Source organism: Staphylococcus gallinarum (genome assembly GCF_000875895.1).
In the GTDB taxonomy this organism is placed as follows: domain Bacteria; phylum Bacillota; class Bacilli; order Staphylococcales; family Staphylococcaceae; genus Staphylococcus; species Staphylococcus gallinarum.
Genome location: NZ_JXCF01000007.1, coordinates 162,744 through 183,533, shown reverse-complemented (window position 1 = coordinate 183,533; position 20,790 = coordinate 162,744). Strand labels below are relative to the sequence as shown.

Genomic DNA, 20,790 nt, shown 5'->3' with positions numbered 1-20,790 from the left:
TTTTAATTAATTCGATTTTTTAATACTACCATATTTACTTACCCAAATTACACAAACTTAATTAAATTATTCCTGTATATCGATGGATACAAGTAATTTGGTAACTTCGTTTGATTCATCTATTTCCTCTAGCCCCAACATCGATTTGAAATAGTTTACATATGCTTCTATCCAAACTGCTAGTGGTGCAAACTCAAGAATATCAAGTGGGTATAATAAAATCGCATGATTATTCATTAAGTGATGTGCTTCATCTGTTATTTGTGCAGCGTCATCTTCTAAACGATTGAGCACTTCTGGTATAACTTGTATCTTTATGTCTGTATGGTCCAGTCCTGCTAAATCTTTAGGAATCGGTAATAAATCAAACCCGTACTTCTTAATTTGTACTGGCTCACTGTAACTTGCAAAACGTAAATATTCAAGCATAATGCTTATCACATTAGGTGCTAACGGTAACGCTTCTATAAGATTTGCCACCGTTTTTTTATAATTATATTGATTATGATCTATTAAAGTTAACACTGTATTGACCTGTTCTCTCACAGACAATACGTCAAATTGTTGTAGTTGTTGTGACGCACGTTCATTATGTTGTTCTAGTTGACTGAGAGCATATTCCTTTAAAGGGTACAACTCCATACGTGTTCTATGATCATTGACCTCATCAATAATTTGGTCAATGACTTCGACCACTTCAAAATATTGTCCTAAACCACTTAAACTTTTAATATAATAGACCATTAATTCATCGTACTTTGTTATGCCTTGCTTTAATAAAATGATAGCCTCTTCACGTAATTCTAAATAATGTTTCATTTGATATAGCATGGAACATTTCAATAATGCCAAAGCGTCATCAAGTTCAAATTGTCTTTCATAATCCTCAAACAATTCATACGCATGATCGAAATGACCATTGTGTAAAGATTCTTTGATGTCTCGTGTTAACTTTTTTTGTGATTGCGGAAAAGGGATAATATCAGACATAACCATACACCTCTACTTTAATGCTTGTAATATTAAAGCACTCCATGTTTCAAAATCATCATAATTGTCAATTTTTGCTTGATCCATCCACTTTATTCTTAAAGTATCGGTCTCTTTTGCCTCAACATCACTACTATTGACATTAATTTTAAACACAACGCCCATATGTACTTCTCCAACTTCATTAGTATCATCATTAATAAAGCCAATGTAGGCTAAGTTTTGAGATTTTTGAGCAGATAATCCAACTTCTTCTTCTAGTTCTCTTTGTGCGTTAACTCTTAACACTTCATTAATTGAGTCTGCACCTTTAACATCATTCATATGGCCACCAACACCAATCGATGATTGTCCGTGTAATCTAGCTTCACCGCCACCTGACAAACGTTCGTAAACTAAAATTTCATCACGCTCATTTTCCAAAATACAATATGAAATGAGTTGTTTATATGTAGGGTCCTCCTCCATATCTCCGCGACGTTTCACTTCATATTTAGTCAAAGTATCAAATATTTCTTGACCTTTCACTGAATTTTTATCCAAGAAACCATTAAATTTATTTTTTTCTTCATTAAATAATGTAGATCTTGGTACTACTGTTATCATTTCATCAAACTTAGACATAATTTACTCCTTTGAATCTGACTTTACAGCCATTTTATCAAATGATAACGCTATATATCAAAATGTTTATTAAACACAACATATATGTACCATCTTTTAAGTATAAATATAAAATAAAGAGATGTACAAAGGTGTACATCTCTTTATTTTGAAATATTATTTTAAAGCTTCTTTAGCTTTAGCTACTAATTCACCGAAAGCTTTTTCATCTGAAATAGCAATTTCAGAAAGCATTTTACGGTTAACATCGATTTCAGCTTTTTTCAAACCATTCATTAATCTTGAATAGCTCATGTCATGTTGACGTGCAGCCGCATTGATACGAGTAATCCATAATTTACGGAAATCACGTTTTCTTTGACGACGGTCACGGAATGAATATTGACCTGATTTCATTACTTGTTGTTTTGCTACTTTATATAATGTGCGTTTTGCACCGAAGTAACCTTTAGCTAATTTAATCGTCTTTTTACGACGAGCTCTTGTTACTGTTCCACCTTTAACTCGTGGCATAATAAATTCCTCCTCTAAATATCTTCGTACTTAATATGTTCTTCTGACTTTTTGCGTCAATTATTTTTTATAAGATAATAATTGTTTTACACGTTTCATGTCTGATTTGTGTACTAATGAAGCTTTACGTAATTTACGTTTTTGCTTAGTAGATTTGTTTGCGAATAAGTGAGATGTGAAAGCTCTTGAACGTTTTAATTTACCTGAACCAGTTCTTTTAACACGTTTAGCTGCTCCACGGTGTGTTTTCATTTTAGGCATGATTCATTTCCTCCTGTAATATCTTTATTATTTTTCGTTTAATGGGCTAAGCGTAATAAACATTTGACGCCCGTCCATTTTTGGTCTTTGTTCAACTGTTGCGATATCTTTACATTCATCTGCAAATTTCTCTAAAACACGTTGACCAATTTCTTTGTGCGTAATCGCACGACCTCTGAAACGAATTGAAACTTTACATTTATCGCCTTTAGATAAAAATTTGCGACCATTTTTCAATTTTGTTTGGAAATCATGTTCCTCAATTGTTGGACTCAAACGAATTTCTTTAAGATTAATTGTTTTTTGTTTCTTCTTCATTTCTTTTTCTTTTTTCTGTTGTTCGAATTTATACTTACCGTAATCCATAATTCTAGCAACAGGTGGTTTAGCGTTTGGAGCCATTAAGACTACATCTAAACCAACACGATCAGCCATTTCAAGGGCTTCGTTTTTCGTTTTAACGCCAATTTGTTCTCCATCTTGGCCAATTAAACGTAATTCTTTTGCGCGAATCTTTTCGTTAACTTGAGTTTGATCTTTTGCTATGGTTGACACCTCCAAGATTTTTACGAAATTATCCCAAGCAAAAAGAGCGAGTACATAACATACCCGCTCTTCTCTACACATGACAATCCATGTATATATAGACCTGCCAACTGCAATTAGCGTCGCTACAGGTGAGAAGCGGGAGCTTCTTCTTGGTTCGTTTCGTATTCAACGTTACCTATCATATCAACATTAATTGGCTAAGTCAACAGTTTTATTAAATTATTTTATTTCATCCATTTTTACATCTTGACGCAAGTCAACTTGTTCTAAAGGAATCTTCTTCGTTTTATAGCGTAATTTATGATAGATAAAGAACACTAAGAATACTGGTATTCCCATATAAGTAATGACAAAGCGATTTAAATCAAAGTCACCTGTTTTGATGAAATCAACGTCTTGACCAATGATAACAATCACACATAATATACCGGCAAAAATAGGTCCAAATGGGAATAGTTTAGCAGTATATTTAAGCTTAGATTTATCATAATTTTGCTTGTTAAATGCCTTTCTAAATCTATAGTGGCTTATCGCAATACCTACCCATGCAATAAAACCGGTCATACCACTAGCTGCAACGATATATTGATAAGCATCTCCACTTACATGTTGTAATAAGAAAATACCGATTACAATTAATGCAGTTACGAATAATGAAATATACGGTACACCGTATTTGTTAGTTTTACCAAAAATTGGAAAGGCTAGTTTATCTTTACTCATTGAATATAACATACGTGTTGATGCATACATTCCAGAATTACCTGCAGATAATACTGAGGTAAGGATGACAGCATTCATAAATGACGCTGCAAATGCTAAACCAGCATTTTTAAAGACTAATGTAAATGGTGATGTAGCTACACTATCATCTCCACCCATTAACGCAGAGCTATCATATGGAATTAACATACCGATAACAAATATCGCTAAGATGTAAAATAATAATATTCTCCAGAATACTTGTTTTATCGCTTTAGGTACTGCACGCTCTGGATTTTCAGATTCACCTGCAGTAATACCAATCAATTCTGTTCCTTGGAATGAGAATCCGGCAACTAAGAATACACCTAATATAGATAATAAGCTTCCACCAATACCATCACCTAAGATTGGTCCATTTCCTTTTGTAAATGTATCAAAGCCAACAAATTCGCCACCCATGATACCTACAATCGTTAACAATCCAATCGCAATAAAGATAATAACTGTTACGACTTTAATCAAAGCAAACCAATATTCACTTTCTCCATAAACTCGAACTGATAAAGCATTTAAACCAAAGATAATTATTAAGAATAAACAACTCCACAACCACGCTGGAATGCCTGCTAAAGGACTCCAATATTGTATAACTTGTGCAGCTATTGTAACATCTGCCGCTACTGTTATTACCCAGTTAAACCAATAGTTCCATCCTAATGCAAATCCTAATGAAGGATCTACAAATCTTGTTGCATATGTACTAAATGAACCAGATACCGGTAAATAAGTAGCCATTTCACCTAGTGATGTCATTAAGAAGAATACCATTGCACCGATTATAGCGTAGGCGAGCAATGCACCTAGAGCTCCAGCGTCATGGATTGCACCACCTGAAGTCATAAATAACCCAGTTCCGATACAACCTCCAATTGCTATCATTGAAATATGACGGTCTTTAAGTCCCCTTTGTATACCATCATTCTGATTATTTTGTTTTGCCATAGAAGCTTCCTTTCTTTGTAAACTTAGAGGTTAACTTTCTATATGTTTTAGCCAGTGTCTTTATAGTTTGTCTCATACTGACAGCTTATGATTATCCACATCAGTAGTCACTATAATTTTGCTCTTTCCCGAAGCATATGCTTTATAGTTTTACGCCTAAAAAAAGGTTGCATACCTAATAGATATGCAACCAATTTAATAATAGCATGTATATAGGTAGCACATCACATATGTGACAGTTCAGTCTCTTTCGATAACTGACCCAACAAACAGTATAAATGGATAAAGTCTGTTTCGGCGATTTTACCTTTCAACATTCGTCATATGACCCATTCGACATCAAAATGCTTACTTATTAAAAACGCAACCTCTAACTCAAATTTTATGAATTTTATTTATTTCACTAACTTGTAATATACATTATTTTGTAAAGACTTTCAAGACTATCTTTGTTTTTTCAAACGAATCTCATCTACAAGATTCCAAATGAATTCATCTTTTTCAAGTGTTTCTTGATCTTGAGAACCATATTTCCTTACATTTACTTCATTGTTTTCAACTTCTTTATCACCAACAACAAGTTGATAAGGAATTTTTTGCATTTGAGCTTCTCTTATTTTATAGCCCATTTTTTCATTACGATCATCAATGTCTACACGTACGCCTTGTGATTTCAACTCATCTTGAATATGACGTGCATAATCATAATGTAAATCAACATTAACTGGAATAATAGCTACTTGTTTAGGTGCTAACCAAGTAGGATATGCACCCTTAGTTTCTTCAGTCAAGAATGCAACAAATCGTTCCATTGTTGACACTACGCCTCGGTGTATAACTACTGGGCGATGTTGTTCACCATCATTTCCGATATATGTTAAATCGAATTTTTGAGGTAATAAGAAATCGAGTTGTGCAGTAGATAATGTTTCTTCTTTACCCATTGCAGTTTGAACTTGAACGTCTAATTTCGGACCATAGAACGCCGCTTCACCGATTGCTTCTTCATAATCCAATTCTAATTCATCAGCCGCTTCTTTTAACATGCTTTCAGCTTTGTTCCACATATCATCATCATCGAAGTATTTTTCTTTATCTTCAGGATCGCGGTAACTTAATCGGAATGAATAATTTTCAAAACCAAAATCATTATAAACATCAATTATAAGATTAACAACGCGTTTGAATTCTTCTTTAATTTGATCTGGACGTACGAAAATATGCGCATCATTTAAAGTCATACCACGAACACGTTGCAATCCTGATACTGCCCCACTTGCTTCATAACGATGCATTGTACCTAACTCTGCAATACGAATTGGCAACTCACGGTATGAATGTGGTTTATTCGCATAGATCATCATATGATGCGGGCAGTTCATAGGGCGTAGTACCATTTCTTCATTTTCGTCTAATTTCATTGTTGGGAACATATCATCTTGATAGTGATCCCAGTGACCAGATGTTTTATATAAATCAACATTTGCCATAACTGGTGTATACACGTGATCATATCCCATGCTCACCTCTTTATCGACAATATAACGTTCGATTTCACGGCGAATTGTAGCACCGTTAGGCAACCATAAAGGTAGACCCGCACCAACAAGTTGGTTATTAGAGAATAATTCTAACTCCTTACCAATTTTACGGTGATCACGTTCTTTTCTTTCTTCAAGCATTTGTAAATGTGCTTTTAAATCCTTTTTGTCAAAGAACGCAGTACCATAAATACGTTGTAGCATTTTATTATTGCTATCACCACGCCAATATGCACCAGCTGTAGATAATAGTTTAAACTCTTTTATTTTCGCAGTAGTTGGAACATGTACACCTCGACAAAGATCTGTAAATTCACCTTGAGAGTATAATCTTACATTTTCATCTTCAGGTATTGCATCAATCAATTCTTGTTTATAAGGGTCATCACTAAAGAATGCTTTTGCTTCATTTCTAGTTACCACTTTACGTTCTATTGGATAATTTTCATTGACTATTTGTTTCATTGTCTTTTCAATTTTTTCAAAGTCATCAGATGATATACTTTCTTCCATATCGAAGTCATAGTAGAATCCACCCTCAATCACTGGACCTACACCAAAGCAAACATCTCCATACAGACGTTTTAAAGCTTGTGCCATTAAATGTGCTGTCGAATGACGTAACACTTCTAATGCTTCTTCACTACCTGGTGTTACGATTTCAATTTCCCCATCAGTTTCAATTGGACGTGTTAAATCAATCAATTGTCCATTTAATTTACCTGCAACAGCTTTTTTACGTAAACCAGGGCTAATAGATTGTGCTATATCTTCAGTTGTTGTGCCTTTATCAAACACCTTCGAATTGCCATCTGGAAATGTTATATTAATTTGCTCCATAATTACCCTCCTATTTTTCATATGTACTATCATCAATAATGAACTGTCAAACACACTACTAAAAAAACAAAAAGACCCCATCCCAAAAGGGACGAGGTCATCGTGGTACCACCCTAAAATAAGACATCGTCTAACTTAAAGTTAACTTTGCCTACTCTACTTAAGATAACGGTCTTGAGCCGGATGTGATTTAGCACACCATTTACAAAGTAGTAATGAACAAGTATACTTACCAAAATCTCATCTCACTTGGCTCTCTGTAAAGTATTCACTGGTCCATCATGTCTTTGACAATTTCATATTGATTTAGATTTATCTATATTATACAACAATTATTCAATATTTCAATCGTTCCTATAATTTTTTCCTTCAAGATAGTATGGTGTAGCCAATGCTTTAATACGCTCTAATATTCTAGCCGCCTTAGTTTGCTCTGTACCATCACGGGTCACAGAAAGATGATGTTCCAATTCTTTGAAGCTCAGGTTAGATGTGAAGAATGTAGGTAGTTCTTGTACCATACGATAATGTAACAATGGGCCAATCACTTCATCACGTGCCCACGGCGTAATTTCCTCAGCACCGATATCATCTAATATTAAGATATTCGCTTCTCTTACACGTGATAACTTAGTTTCAAATGAACCATCTTTAAATCCACCCTTTAATGTTCGAATGAATTCTGGTAAGTATACGATAGTTGAAGGAATTTTTTTAGTCTTTAACTGATTGGCGATTGCTCCCATTATAAATGACTTGCCTGTACCAAATGGCCCATATAAATAAAGTCCTTTAACACCCGTCTCTTTATTGGTGATTTGTTCACACACTTTATTTACCGCCATAGCTACGTCCAATCTATCACGTTTATCCATATAAATATCTTCTAATTTAGCATTTAAAGTATCGCGTTGCATATGGTGCGAAGTAATTAGATGGGAGTTGAATCGTTCTTCATCATGCTTTATTTTACATGGACATGGCAAATATTTAATTTTTATATGTCCATGTTCAATATATAACTCTGGTACATGCCCCTTTACAAAGTTCGGACATTGTTCAAATGCATGGCCATCATAATGTTTTTGTTGATCTTTATATTCTTGCAAAATATTTAAATCTTCATCAATCATAGCATTAGTTAGATTCTTCTGATTTGACTCTAAAAAAGCTTTTACATCAGGATCATTTATTACATCTTTTTTAATTTTAGCAATGCGCTTTGATAAATCATTAGAGTCGCCCATTATATTACTAAAAGACTTCATAGCTTATTCCTCCTTCCATTGTTGTTTCAAATGTTTAAGAAAGGCTTCTCTATCAGCCTTTAATTTTTCATCTTCTTCTGGTTCATTGTTTGCAGTTGCAGGATGATCATCCTGATCCTTAGATTCTAATAACCATTTTGGCGTCATTTCTCTTGACGCTAATTGACGTTGTTTATACTTTGGAGCATGATTACGTGGTTCAGATTGTGCCTTATTCACTTTCATCGCTTGTTGATATGCTTGCTCTGCAGTCTTAATTCCTTTTTTCTTCCAATTGGACGCTATTTCTAAAATGTAAGTCTTTGGCAACTTCATATCTTCTTTTAACATAACATATTGAAGTAATACATTAATGACACCGAATGATAGTTTTTCTCGTTCAATTAAATCTTCAATCATAAACTTTTGTTGTGCAGTTGGTTCAGATTCTGACCAAGAAGCTAACATGTCAATCGGACTCGTTTCTTCTAGTTGCTGTAACCATTGTTGTTGTTTACTTTCCGTTGATGCACTTTGTTGAGTTGGTTCACTTTGTTGAGTTGGTGCAGATTTTGAAACTGCGTCACCCTTTTTATTTAATTTAGGTAACTGTTGTTCATGTTCAATTAAATAATAAGTTCGAGCATGCTTTCTTAACTCTTCAAAAGAAAGTTCTTGGGCACTAGTAATCGATTTCAAGATAATGCGTTTCATCGATTCTGGTGTCAAACCATATAAAGTAGCTAACTGTGTGATTAACTGTTTTGCATCTTTATTGATAATCTTTTTACTAATAAAATGTGTCTGCAATAGGTCATATAATGTCTCAAAATCAAACTTTACATCTGAAAGCTCGATGCCATTATAATGTTGGTCGTTCGGAATTTTACTCGTATCCACTTTAACTTGATGATTAGGTACTTTAAATACATCTGTAAATGTTCGCGTGACCTCTTGATAGTGTTGCATTGCTACAGTATGTTCTGCTTCGAAATACTGCTTTAATTGATGGTAACGCTGCTTACTGACTTCACTGTAAAGATAGACTGACAACATTGGATCATTAAAAAATTGTTTAGCAGATGGTGGTTGCACCAATTGATAGACAAATGAAGAAAGTTGTTCATCATGCTTTACAAAGGATTTCATTAGCCCAATACCTTCTAGCAAATCCATTTGTTTTCGAAATTCTAGCAAATTAATCTTTAATTCACTCATAATAATATAATGTGTAGCAATTGTGTCGGCTGACTGCTCAACAAATTGGTTTAAATAATGGTATAAACCAATTGCCTCAGGACCTATAAGTGGTGTAAATAATCTATTTAGTATTTGCAAATGTCTGTGATTGATTTCAAAATTACGAATGACATTAAAGTTATCATGCGGTCGCAATCCATAATCATTTGCCTGTAATCCCATCTAAGAATCACTCCGTTTATTCTCTGCTAAAATACCTTGCATCGATTCTAATAATTGATCGACATCTTTAAACTCTTTATAGACAGACGCAAATCTCACATAAGATACTTGATCCACGTGCATCAATAAGTTCATTACATACTCCCCAATTTCTCGCGAAGAAATTTCAGCTTGACCTGCATCACGCAATTGCCATTCAACATTATTTGTAATTTCCTCTAACTGTTCATATCGTACAGGTCTTTTCTCACATGATCGCACAAGTCCGTTTAAGATTTTCTCACGTAAAAATTGTTCCCTTGTTCCGTCTTTTTTCACGACGATTAATGGTCTCTTCTCTATATGTTCAAAAGTTGTAAAACGTGTCCCACACTTTTCACATTCTCTTCTTCTACGAATCGCATTAACTTCATCAGCATGTCTAGAGTCGACGACACGTGATTGCGTCGAATTACATTTCGGGCATTTCATCGTCTTATCACCCTCTCAATTTGATTAATTTTCATTATACTATAAATATGAGTCCCACAAAAGAATGGCAACACTTCAACTGAAATCACTTTACTTTTAGTTGTTTTATTATATTAAAATTTATAATTTACACCCATTTTCTTGATTCCTATTAAAAATGCGCCATATAATATTGAAAAAGCGTAATGATTTCGACCATCTCATTTGGCAAGTCATTTTATCACAATACGATTCAAACGTTAATATATTATTGTTGCAATTCAACATGGTGTTATCATTTTCCTGACCGAGGTATACTAAATACGCTTAAATAGTAACAACTTCACATAATTAAGAAAACGCCAATCTCTATTTTTAACAATAGAAATCGACGTTTTAACTCATTAGAGATAGTTTACTCTACATTGATTATTATATTTTATATTAAGAATTAACCACGGCAGATGTCTGATTTGCAATTAACGAACCAATTTGTGCCGCTACTTCTACAACTCTATTAGAATAACCCCATTCATTATCATACCAAGCGATTACTTTAACCTTTTTATCACCCATTACCATCGTACTTTGTGTATCAATGATAGCAGAATGTGGATTTGTATTATAATCCATAGATACTAATGGTGCATCTTCTGTATCAATCACACCACCTAATGTATGTGCTTTGAATGCTTCGTTAACTTCTTCAACTGTAACAGATTTCTCTAAATCTACAACTAAATCTACTAAAGATACATTTTTTGTAGGTACTCTTAAGGCCATACCATGTAATTTACCTTCTAATTCTGGCAACACTTCTTTTAATGCTTTCGCAGCACCTGTAGAAGTTGGTATGATACTCTCATTGCAAGATCTTGCACGTCTCAAATCTTTATGAGGGTTATCAATATTATTCTGATCGTTTGTAATCGCATGTACTGTTGTCATCAAGCCATTTTCGATACCAAACTGATCATTTAATACCTTTGCAACTGGACCAATACAATTTGTAGTACATGAAGCATTACTAAAGATATCATATGCATCGATATCCAATTGATCATCGTTAACGCCTTTAACTATCATTTGTACGTCTCCACCTTTAGATGGTCCTGTTAATAATACCTTTTTAGCCCCAGCTTTAATATGTGCATCTGCTTTGTCGCCATGATTAAATTTACCAGTAACCTCTATTACGATATCTATGTTCATTGATTTCCAAGGTAAATTTTCTGGATTTCTATCTGAAACTAATGTTATTTCATGATCACCAACTTTGATACCATTTTCAACTGGTTCCACAGTTAAATCATATGCACCATGTGTAGTATCGTAATTAATCAAGTGAGCAATTGTTTCCGGAGGGTAACTTGCATTAATTGCAACCACATTTAAGTCCTTATTTTTTAATGCGATTCTTAATACCATTCTTCCGATTCTGCCCATACCGTTAATTGCAATATTTGTAGCCATTAAAAAGCACCCCTCATCTTTGTGTTATACTTTATGGAAATAGTATAACATAAAACTTTGAATAAGAAAGCGTTTTCTTTTAGAAATTCCAATTTTTTATTTATGCTGTAATATAAAGCTTTTATTATCCCGAAATACTGTAATAATTAGGCTATTAATGCAAAATATATCTTAATTTATGAGACTAAATGATAAAAAAACGTCAATTCCTATTTAATGAACTTATGCCATAGGAATTGACGTTTTTTTTATTTGTATCAATGTGTTACTCTCATTATTTAGCATATATTGTTAAAAGCGTTACAACTTAGCTACGTTTCAAAACGTTAAATTTCGAAGCTAACGCCTTAATAAATCAGTGTTTTTATCCTCGTTAAACATGCTAAAAAAATTAACTTAAGCACCTATATAATAACAATTACATACATGCTATTTAATATGACTAAAGTAATTACTGTCCATCTTCTATTTCATTATCAATATAACCCTCTTCAATCAATAATGTTTCTACATTTTGCTTTAATTCAAGTTTGGTATCTCTATTATCAATTACATGATCTGCCATTCGACGCTTTTTATCTATTGAAATTTGACTTAAGACACGCGCTTTTGCATCCTCTAAACTTAAATCATTACGTTCCATTAAACGCTCGATTTGTATACTTTCAGATGTATATACCAACCAAACTTCATCGACAGTATCCTGCAATTCATTTTCATAAAGTAATGGAATATCCATAATTACATTATAACCTTGTTCTAAATAGGCCTCTTTTTCTTGTTCCATAATTTCATGGACGATTGGATGGACGATTTCATTGAGTTCTAATCTCTTTTCAGGATAATTAAAAATAAGTTCTCCAACATATTGTCTATCCATCTCACCATTCTCTAAAATCGCTTCCTCACCAAAGTGCTCACGAATTTGAGCGAGACCTGTCGTTCCTTTTTCTACTGCCTTTCGTGATGCAACGTCAGCGTCGACAATTTTAAAACCATGTATAGTTAATAATTCAGATACAGTTGATTTACCTGTAGCAATACCACCAGTTAATCCTATGACTTTTGGCATAATACTCACTCTTCCTTTACTTTTGGCATGTCGGACAAAAATGACTGTTTCTCGTTGCGATAACTTGTGTTTCTATATCAGTACCACATACTTTACATTGCTTTTGTTTATATACATTTAAATGTAGTTGCATCGTACCTTTACTACCATCTGCATGTAGGTAATCTGATATGCTTGTGCCTCCATTTTTTATACCCACTTCTAGGACTTCTCGAACATAATAAAACACCATTTCTCGCTCTTGATGTTTTAAATCTTTTGATAACCTAGCAGGATGTATACCAGCCCTAAATAACGCTTCACAAGCATAAATATTTCCACAACCTGAAATGACTCTATGGTCTAGTATCATCTGTTTAATTGGTTTATTTTGATACAGTTTCTTATCAAACCATGACAAATAATGACTTAACGCACCATCTTCAAATGGCTCAGGCGCTATTTCTAAAAATGAAGGATAGGCATCAAATGAGGCCACATTTCTAATTTCTCCAAATCGTCGTATATCTGAATACACAAGCAACTTGCCATTTGCTAATTTAAACACAACATGCCAATGCTTTCTATAATTCGTGTTTGTAATATCTTCTATTTTGTCTACAACAAAGAATCCACCAGCCATACCTAAATGACTGATTAAAATACGATGCTCATGCTGTTTTTTAAGATAGAAAACAATATATTTACTTCTGCGTTCTACCTTCTCAATTATAAATTGTTGAGTGAACATTTGGAACGTATCTAATTCCATTCCTTTGATAATCGTTTCTTTATTTGCTGCCTTACCTTCTTTTACTTTATTTGAAAAGTGTACACCTACAATTTTCTGATCGACAACAAATGGTTCAATTCCTCTTTTTACGTGTTCAACTTCTGGTAATTCCGGCATTATTGTACCAACTTTCTATTTTGCATCATACCACGTCTTGCCATAACTAGATTCTACTTTCAATGGCACATCTAAATCTAATGCATTATCCATAATATCTTCTATAAATTTCTCAAATTTTGATACTTCATTTTCAGGAATTTCAAAGATTAATTCATCGTGTACTTGCAATAATAACTTCGCATGAAAATCTGTATCTTCAATTGCTTTCGCAAAATTCACCATCGCTAATTTAATAATATCAGCAGCACTACCTTGAATTGGTGTATTCATTGCTGTACGTTCAGCGAAACTTCTTAAATTAAAGTTACGGCTCGTAATATCTGGAATATAACGACGTCTATGCAATAGTGTTTCCACATAACCATTCGCTTTACAATCTTTAACAATATCTTCCATATATTGTTTCACGCCTGGAAAGCTATCTAAATAATCATCAATAAATTGCTTTGCTTGCTTTCTAGTAATTCCTAAACTTTGACTTAAGCCATAATCACTAATGCCATATACTATACCAAAGTTTACAGCTTTCGCCTGTCGACGCATCATAGCATCAACCTCATTAGGTTCCACATTAAATACTTTCATTGCTGTTGCAGTATGAATATCTTCATCATTGATGAATGCTTGCATCATACTTTCATCTTGTGTGATATGTGCTAAAACACGCAATTCAATTTGCGAATAATCCGCAGAAAATATAACGTTATTTTCATCTGTAGATTTAAATGCTTTTCTAATTTTCCTACCTTCTTCTAGGCGTACAGGAATATTTTGTAAATTCGGATCAATTGAAGATAATCTACCTGTTTGAGCTAGGGTTTGATTAAATCTTGTATGAATGCGCTGATCTTTACTAATTACTTTCTGTAATCCTTCAACATAAGTTGATTGTAATTTAGCCAATTGTCTATATTCTAAAATATACTCGATGATAGGATGTTCGCCCTTCAATTGTTCCAATACATCAACAGCCGTAGAATAACCCGTTTTTGTTTTTTTAATAACTGGTAAATGTAGATTTTCAAATAATACTACGCCTAACTGCTTAGGTGAATTGATATTAAATGATTCTCCTGCCGCATCATAAATATTTTGAATTAATTCATCTAATTTACTTTGAATTTCGCTTTCCATCGTTTGTAAATCATTTACATCGGTATAAATACCAATTTCTTCCATTTGACTTAAAATTTCTGCCAATGGTAACTCTAAATCAAATAGTAATTCTGCTTGATTATACTCAGTCAGTTGTTCAAGCATTAATGGATATGATTGGTTAATTGCTTCAGTAATGGTAGCGATGTAATGATTAAGCACATCATCTTCTGGTATCGAACGTTTCTTACCTTTACCATAAATAGCAACACTCTCTTTTACATAGTGTTGACCATAATGAGTTACGACAGAATTCACATCGTCTATCGTTCTCGATGGATCAATGATGTAACTTGCCAACATTGTGTCAAATGTAATATTTTTCAAATCGATATTTAAACGATGCGCTGTGATATACGATTTTTTAGCATCATAAACCACTTTTGCAGTTTGACCATTTTCTAACCATTGAACGAGATCTTTATGTTTATCTATGTCATTTGCATCAATTACTACATGATGTGAACCATCATAAAATCCAAATTTCAAAATATCATCTTTCAAATAGTTTGTACCATCAAGTTCAAAATGAATATTCGCTTCCTCTAATGTAGCAAAATCTATTTGATCAAAATGATCTACTACTGAAATTTCCTTTTCTTCGACATTACTATTATCGCTATCCACATCAATTTGTTCTAGTAATTGTTTAAACTCTAATTTCTTGAACAATTCTACTTTGGCTGTTTCATCTAATTCATCAGGTAGCTTTGTATCACTAACCTTCACTTCTATAGGACTCTCACAATTAATCGTAGCCAATGCCTTACTCATAATTGCATCATCTTTACTATTCTCTAGCTTTTCTTTTAATTTCTTACCTGATACTTTATCAATATGTTCATAAACATTCTCAACAGTAGAGAATTGCTTAAGTAACTTGATTGCTGTTTTTTCACCTACGCCAGCAACGCCAGGAATATTATCTGATGTATCTCCCATTAAACCTTTCATGTCTATGATTTGGTTTGGAACTAAACCGTCATATTTTTCGGCAATAAACTCTGGTGTATAGTGATCTACATCTGTCACGCCTTTTTTCGTATAATAAATTGTAACATTATCCGTTGCCAGTTGTGTTAAATCTCGGTCACCAGTAACAATGATTGTTTGAAAACCTGATTGGTCAGCCTCTTTACTCAAAGTTCCTATAATGTCGTCAGCTTCGTAATTATCAAGCTCATAACGCTTAATTTGATAAGCATCTAATAGCTGTCGAACATATGGAAACTGCTCACTTAATTCTGGTGGGGTCTTTTGACGACCGCCTTTGTATTCTCCATAAGTTTCATGTCTAAATGTCGTCTTGCCAGCATCAAATGCCACTAAGAAATGTGTAGGTTGTTCTTCTTTAATTATTTTCTCAAGTAACATCGCAAAACCATATACGGCATTGGTGTGTATACCTGCCTTATTTTGTAAAAGTGGTAACGCATAAAATGCCCTAAAGCTAAGACTATTACCATCTATTAAGACTAGTTTATTCAATATATTAACCTCCAACACATATTTACCTACTATTTTATCACAAATACAGACTTAAACCGTATTGATTCGCAGCAATTTAACATAACAAAATGCGCCATTTAATAATCATAATAAAAAGGACTAATCTTTTATGAGATTAGTCCTAAAATACATGCGACAGTGGTTGTTATCACTTCTGCGCTATAATCAAATTATTTAATAATGATGATATTATACAGTCATCATTGGTCTTGATTTGTTTCAAAAAAGGTCACTCTAAACGTAGAACCTTCGTTTAACTTACTAAACACATTAATTCTACCATTGTGTGCTTCCATAATATGTTTAGTGATAGATAAACCTAAGCCAGTTCCACCTGAATCTCTACTTCTCGCTTTATCAACTCTATAAAACCTTTCAAAAATATGCTTCTGATCTTCCTCACTTATTCCCATGCCAAAATCTTGCACTTCTAAGATGCGTTTATTCATGTCTTTATACACTTTAACAATGACTTGACTTGAATCTAAAGAATAACTTATTGCATTAGACAGAAGATTAATAGCCACTTGAGAAACCTTGTCTTTGTTAGCATCTATTACGATATCTGGTTCAATTTCATCAATAATGGATATATTTTTATCTTCTGCTATGGTTTGCATATTTTGAATCGTTGATTGTGCAATTTCAGAAAGACTAACTGGTTCTGTTTCAATTTCTGTCTGCTGTTCTACATGTGACAACTCGAGTAAATCAAACACTAAAGTTTCGATACGATCTGATTCTTTAGAAATAATATTTAAGAAATCAGTTAATGTTTGTTTATCATTCATCGCGCCATCTAATAAAGTTTCTGCAAATCCTTTAATTGATGTAATTGGTGTCTTTAGTTCATGAGAGACATTTGCGACAAATTCACGGCGTAAGTTTTCTAATTTTTTCAGATTTGTAATATCATGTAGTACTAGCACCATGCCATAGAGATGCTTTTTTGATTTCGATAATATCGGCACACAAGCAGTATCAAAATATTTTTGATGTACTTGATTTAAAGTTAGTTCTACTTGATCATATACTGGCTTTTCAACTCTAAACGCCTCAGTAATTAAGCTTTGAATTTTACCATCAATAAAATCGCCATAACTTTTATGTTCTACTGCTTCATCCGGTGTGAACACCTCATAATAAGCGCGGTTAGCTACGACAATTTCACCGTATTTATCAATCATCAAAATTGAACTTGGAATATTTTCCACTGTAGTTTTCAATCTGTTTGACTGTAATTTTTGCTTATGATTTAACAGTTGTAACTTACGAGCCAATTCATTCGTTGTGACAAACAACTCTCGTGTTTCTTTTACATTACTTTCTGGAACACGCACATGATAATAGCCTTCAGCTAATAAATTGGTTGCATAAGTCACTTCATTAATCGGCCTAATATATGTACGATTAATACTTCTTACAACAGCAAACATAATAACTAATACGAATAAGCCAATCAAACCAATGTATTTCCAAATCTTAATTTGCAAATCTAAAATATAATTATTAATACCACTAATATAAATCTGTTTATCTTTAATATCCGTATGGAACGTAAATCGACGATCATTATCCACTTTATCGTAAATCAAAGTGGATGGATTCGCTTCATTAAAGATTTCTTTATTAATCTTCAATCCTTTTTGTGTAGTGAAAAGTACACCATCTTCATCTTTTATTTCGACAGTTAATTTTTCATTTTTCGCAATATTAACTATTTCAGATTTCTTTTCTTGGTTGTACAAACTTAATAAGTGTTGAGCTTGATGTTCCAAATCTCCATTTTGGCTATTTGAAACCGTATTATAAACAACATGTGAAATAATTGCACCCAAAGCTAAAAAGCTTAGAATCACAATCGTACACAATAGAAATAAGAGTCGCTGATGGAATTTCAACATTATACCTTAGGTCTTTCCAATTTATAACCTAAACCACGAACTGTTTTTATTAGTTTAGGCTGCTTTGGATTTTCTTCTAACTTATCTCTTAAATGACTAATATGTACGTCCACAATTCGAGAATCACCCGCAAATTCATAATTCCAAACTGAGTTCAGCATATGTTCACGTGTGATAACACGTCCTTGTCTTTCGATTAAATACAATAATAGCTCAAACTCTTTAGGGGTTAATTCTAATAATACGTCATCTCTATATACCTCAAAGTACTCCGGTCTAATTCGAATAGAACCAATGATAATGTCAGATTCATCATTTTCTACTGTCTTCGCTTCGTTAATCATTGCAGAGCGTCTTAAAATAGCTTTTACACGCGCTACTACTTCTCTTGGTGAGAATGGCTTTGTCATATAATCATCTGCACCAAGTTCTAGTCCTAACACTCTATCAAATTCATCATCTTTCGCCGTTAACATAAGTATTGGCACAAGATTTTTATCTGATCTTATTGTTTTACATACTTCAATACCATCTTTTTTTGGAAGCATGACATCTAATACGACTAACTCTGGGTTTGTAGTGTTAACTTTTTCCAATGCTTCTTCACCATCATAAGCAACATCTACTATGTATCCTGCTTGTTCTAAATTATATTTTAACAAGGTTACAATAGATTGTTCATCATCTACTACAAGTACTTTTTGTGACATAATGTACCTCCAAATTTATGTTTACAAGTTGATTATAACTTAATTTTAAATAAAAATAACATAGTTCTAACGATATTTACATAATCTTTACATTGAGCTAATATTAGCAAATTATTAAGCTAGTATAAAGTTCAGATAATTATAATATAAACTCTCTGTTATGCTATTTTTGATTATTGTCTTTTATTATTCCTTAAAATCATCTTCATAAAACCTTAACATTAAAAATTGATTATTTTATTCCAGATAAATGTACCCACTTTTCAAATAGCACCATCTATAACCACTTATCCAGCGTATAGTTTCAAATAGTTATTACAATTAGACTACTATAATGCTCAAGGTATGATATATCAGTTAAAAAATTTATATAGGTACGTTACTTTACCTTCAAACTAATAGCATAGTGTACACTTCAACAAGACAAGGGTTAATATAATGTGCTGTAGTCTACGGAATAACTAACCATATTCAAAAAAACGCCAACTTCTATCTCACAATAGAAATTGACGTTTTACATTTAGACAGAGTTAATTATACTCCAATCTCATTATTTAAATTATAAGTTTTTAATTAATTCGTCACCAAATTCTGAAGTAGAAACCTCTTTAGCCCCATCCATTAAACGAGCAAAGTCATAAGTAACTACTTTAGAAGCGATTGTTTTTTCGATTGATGCAGTAATCTTATCTGCAGCTTCTTGCCAACCTAAGTGTTCTAACATTAATGTAGCACTTAAGATTTCTGAAGAAGGGTTTACTTTATTTAAATCTGCATACTTTGGAGCAGTACCATGTGTAGCTTCAAAGATTGCATGTCCTGTTTCATAGTTAATATTTGCACCAGGTGCGATACCAATACCACCAACTTGTGCTGCTAATGCATCTGATACATAGTCACCATTCAAGTTCATTGTAGCTACTACGTCGTGATCTGCTGGACGTGTAAGAATTTGTTGTAAGAAAATATCAGCAATTGAATCTTTGATGATAATTTTGCCATCTTTTTCAGCTTGTTCTTGAGCAGCGTTCGCTTTATCTTTACCTTCTTCTTCAACAATTTTGTCATATTGTTGCCAAGTGAACACTTTATCACCAAATTCATTTTGCGCTAAATCGTAACCCCATTGTTTAAATGCACCTTCAGTAAACTTCATGATATTACCTTTATGCACTAATGTTACTGATTTACGGTTATTATCTAATGCATATTGAATCGCAGCACGTACTAAACGTTCTGTACCTTCTTTAGAAACTGGTTTCACACCAATACCTGATGTTTCAGGGAATCTAATATTTTTAGCACCCATTTCGTCTTGTAAGAAATCGATTAATTTCTTCGCTTCTGGTGTACCTTCTTTAAATTCAATACCAGCATAAATATCTTCAGTATTTTCACGGAAGATTACCATATCTGTATCTTCAGGACGTTTAACAGGAGAAGGTACTCCTTGGAACCAACGTACCGGACGTAAACATGTAAACAAGTCTAATTCTTGTCTTAAAGCAACATTTAATGAACGAATACCTCCACCAATTGGTGTAGTTAAAGGACCTTTAATTGCTATTAGATATTCACTGATTGTATCTAAAGTTTCTTGAGGCAACCATTCGCCTGTTTCATCATATGCCTTTTGTCCTGCCAATACTTCTTTCCATTCAATTTTCTTTTCACCGTTATAAGCCTTTTCAACAGCAGCGTCGATAACACGACTTGCAGCTTTCCAGATATCTGGTCCGATACCGTCACCGATAATGAATGGAATAATTGGATTATTTGGTACTGTTAAACCTTCGTTTGTTTTAATTACTTTTTCTCCTGCCATGTGTAAAACCTCCGTTAATTTTAATTATTTAGTGATTGAATCCTATGCTAACTAAATTACAACCAATGTTGCAAATAAATAGTAAAACAAATTACTTAATTACTAT

At 33.2% G+C, this 20,790-nt stretch carries 17 protein-coding genes, 1 riboswitch and 1 other annotated feature; all 17 genes read right to left on the bottom strand.

What is annotated here, in order from left to right; all coding sequences use genetic code 11:
• Positions 1–66: 66 nt before the first annotated feature.
• Positions 67–990: a hypothetical protein gene (locus SH09_RS04660; RefSeq protein ID WP_042738461.1), complete on the bottom strand. Its 924-nt coding sequence runs from the start codon at positions 988–990 to the stop codon at positions 67–69.
• Between the two features lie 12 nt (positions 991–1,002).
• Positions 1,003–1,614, bottom strand: coding sequence for an NUDIX domain-containing protein (locus tag SH09_RS04655; RefSeq protein WP_042738460.1), 612 nt, complete (start codon positions 1,612–1,614; stop codon positions 1,003–1,005).
• Between the two features lie 156 nt (positions 1,615–1,770).
• Positions 1,771–2,127 (bottom strand): 50S ribosomal protein L20, encoded by a 357-nt coding sequence (rplT, locus tag SH09_RS04650; RefSeq protein WP_042738459.1) that lies wholly within the window; start codon positions 2,125–2,127, stop codon positions 1,771–1,773.
• 60 nt (positions 2,128–2,187) lie between these two features.
• Positions 2,188–2,388 carry a 50S ribosomal protein L35 gene (gene rpmI, locus SH09_RS04645; RefSeq protein WP_042738458.1) on the bottom strand — a complete coding sequence of 67 codons (201 nt, stop codon included), beginning with the start codon at positions 2,386–2,388 and terminating at the stop codon, positions 2,188–2,190.
• Positions 2,389–2,415: 27 nt separating this feature from the next.
• Positions 2,416–2,943, bottom strand: a complete 528-nt coding sequence (gene infC / locus SH09_RS04640; RefSeq protein ID WP_042739018.1) for a translation initiation factor IF-3 — start codon at positions 2,941–2,943, stop codon at positions 2,416–2,418.
• Between the two features lie 23 nt (positions 2,944–2,966).
• Positions 2,967–3,094: a sequence feature (ribosomal protein L20 leader region), on the bottom strand.
• 62 nt (positions 3,095–3,156) lie between these two features.
• On the bottom strand, positions 3,157–4,644 hold the full coding sequence (locus SH09_RS04635; protein WP_042738457.1) for an amino acid permease: 1,488 nt from the start codon (positions 4,642–4,644) through the stop codon (positions 3,157–3,159).
• Between the two features lie 209 nt (positions 4,645–4,853).
• Positions 4,854–5,025: riboswitch (Lysine riboswitch) on the bottom strand.
• Between the two features lie 62 nt (positions 5,026–5,087).
• On the bottom strand, positions 5,088–7,025 hold the full coding sequence (gene thrS, locus SH09_RS04630; RefSeq protein WP_042738456.1) for a threonine--tRNA ligase: 1,938 nt from the start codon (positions 7,023–7,025) through the stop codon (positions 5,088–5,090).
• 344 nt (positions 7,026–7,369) lie between these two features.
• Positions 7,370–8,293, bottom strand: a complete 924-nt coding sequence (dnaI, locus tag SH09_RS04625) for a primosomal protein DnaI (RefSeq protein WP_042738455.1) — start codon at positions 8,291–8,293, stop codon at positions 7,370–7,372.
• A gap of 3 nt (positions 8,294–8,296) precedes the next feature.
• Positions 8,297–9,694 (bottom strand): replication initiation and membrane attachment family protein, encoded by a 1,398-nt coding sequence (locus SH09_RS04620; protein ID WP_042738454.1) that lies wholly within the window; start codon positions 9,692–9,694, stop codon positions 8,297–8,299.
• Complete coding sequence (nrdR, locus tag SH09_RS04615; RefSeq protein WP_042738453.1) at positions 9,695–10,165, bottom strand: transcriptional regulator NrdR; 471 nt, start codon at positions 10,163–10,165, stop codon at positions 9,695–9,697. It lies immediately after the preceding gene.
• A gap of 423 nt (positions 10,166–10,588) precedes the next feature.
• Positions 10,589–11,617, bottom strand: a complete 1,029-nt coding sequence (gap, locus tag SH09_RS04610; protein ID WP_042738452.1) for a type I glyceraldehyde-3-phosphate dehydrogenase — start codon at positions 11,615–11,617, stop codon at positions 10,589–10,591.
• A 451-nt stretch (positions 11,618–12,068) separates the two neighbouring features.
• Positions 12,069–12,689 (bottom strand): dephospho-CoA kinase, encoded by a 621-nt coding sequence (coaE, locus tag SH09_RS04605; RefSeq protein WP_042738451.1) that lies wholly within the window; start codon positions 12,687–12,689, stop codon positions 12,069–12,071.
• A gap of 16 nt (positions 12,690–12,705) precedes the next feature.
• Positions 12,706–13,578, bottom strand: coding sequence for a bifunctional DNA-formamidopyrimidine glycosylase/DNA-(apurinic or apyrimidinic site) lyase (gene mutM / locus SH09_RS04600; protein ID WP_042738450.1), 873 nt, complete (start codon positions 13,576–13,578; stop codon positions 12,706–12,708).
• 15 nt (positions 13,579–13,593) lie between these two features.
• A complete protein-coding gene (polA, locus tag SH09_RS04595; protein ID WP_042738449.1) occupies positions 13,594–16,224 on the bottom strand; it encodes a DNA polymerase I in 2,631 nt (876 codons plus the stop codon).
• A 221-nt stretch (positions 16,225–16,445) separates the two neighbouring features.
• Complete coding sequence (pnpS, locus tag SH09_RS04590; RefSeq protein WP_042738448.1) at positions 16,446–18,149, bottom strand: two-component system histidine kinase PnpS; 1,704 nt, start codon at positions 18,147–18,149, stop codon at positions 16,446–16,448.
• Entirely contained in the window at positions 18,149–18,859 is a 711-nt protein-coding gene (locus tag SH09_RS04585) for a response regulator transcription factor (protein ID WP_042738447.1), read from the bottom strand. The genes pnpS and SH09_RS04585 overlap by 1 nt, the downstream gene beginning before the upstream one ends.
• 559 nt (positions 18,860–19,418) lie before the next feature.
• Positions 19,419–20,684: an NADP-dependent isocitrate dehydrogenase gene (icd, locus tag SH09_RS04580; RefSeq protein ID WP_042738446.1), complete on the bottom strand. Its 1,266-nt coding sequence runs from the start codon at positions 20,682–20,684 to the stop codon at positions 19,419–19,421.
• Positions 20,685–20,790: the final 106 nt, after the last annotated feature.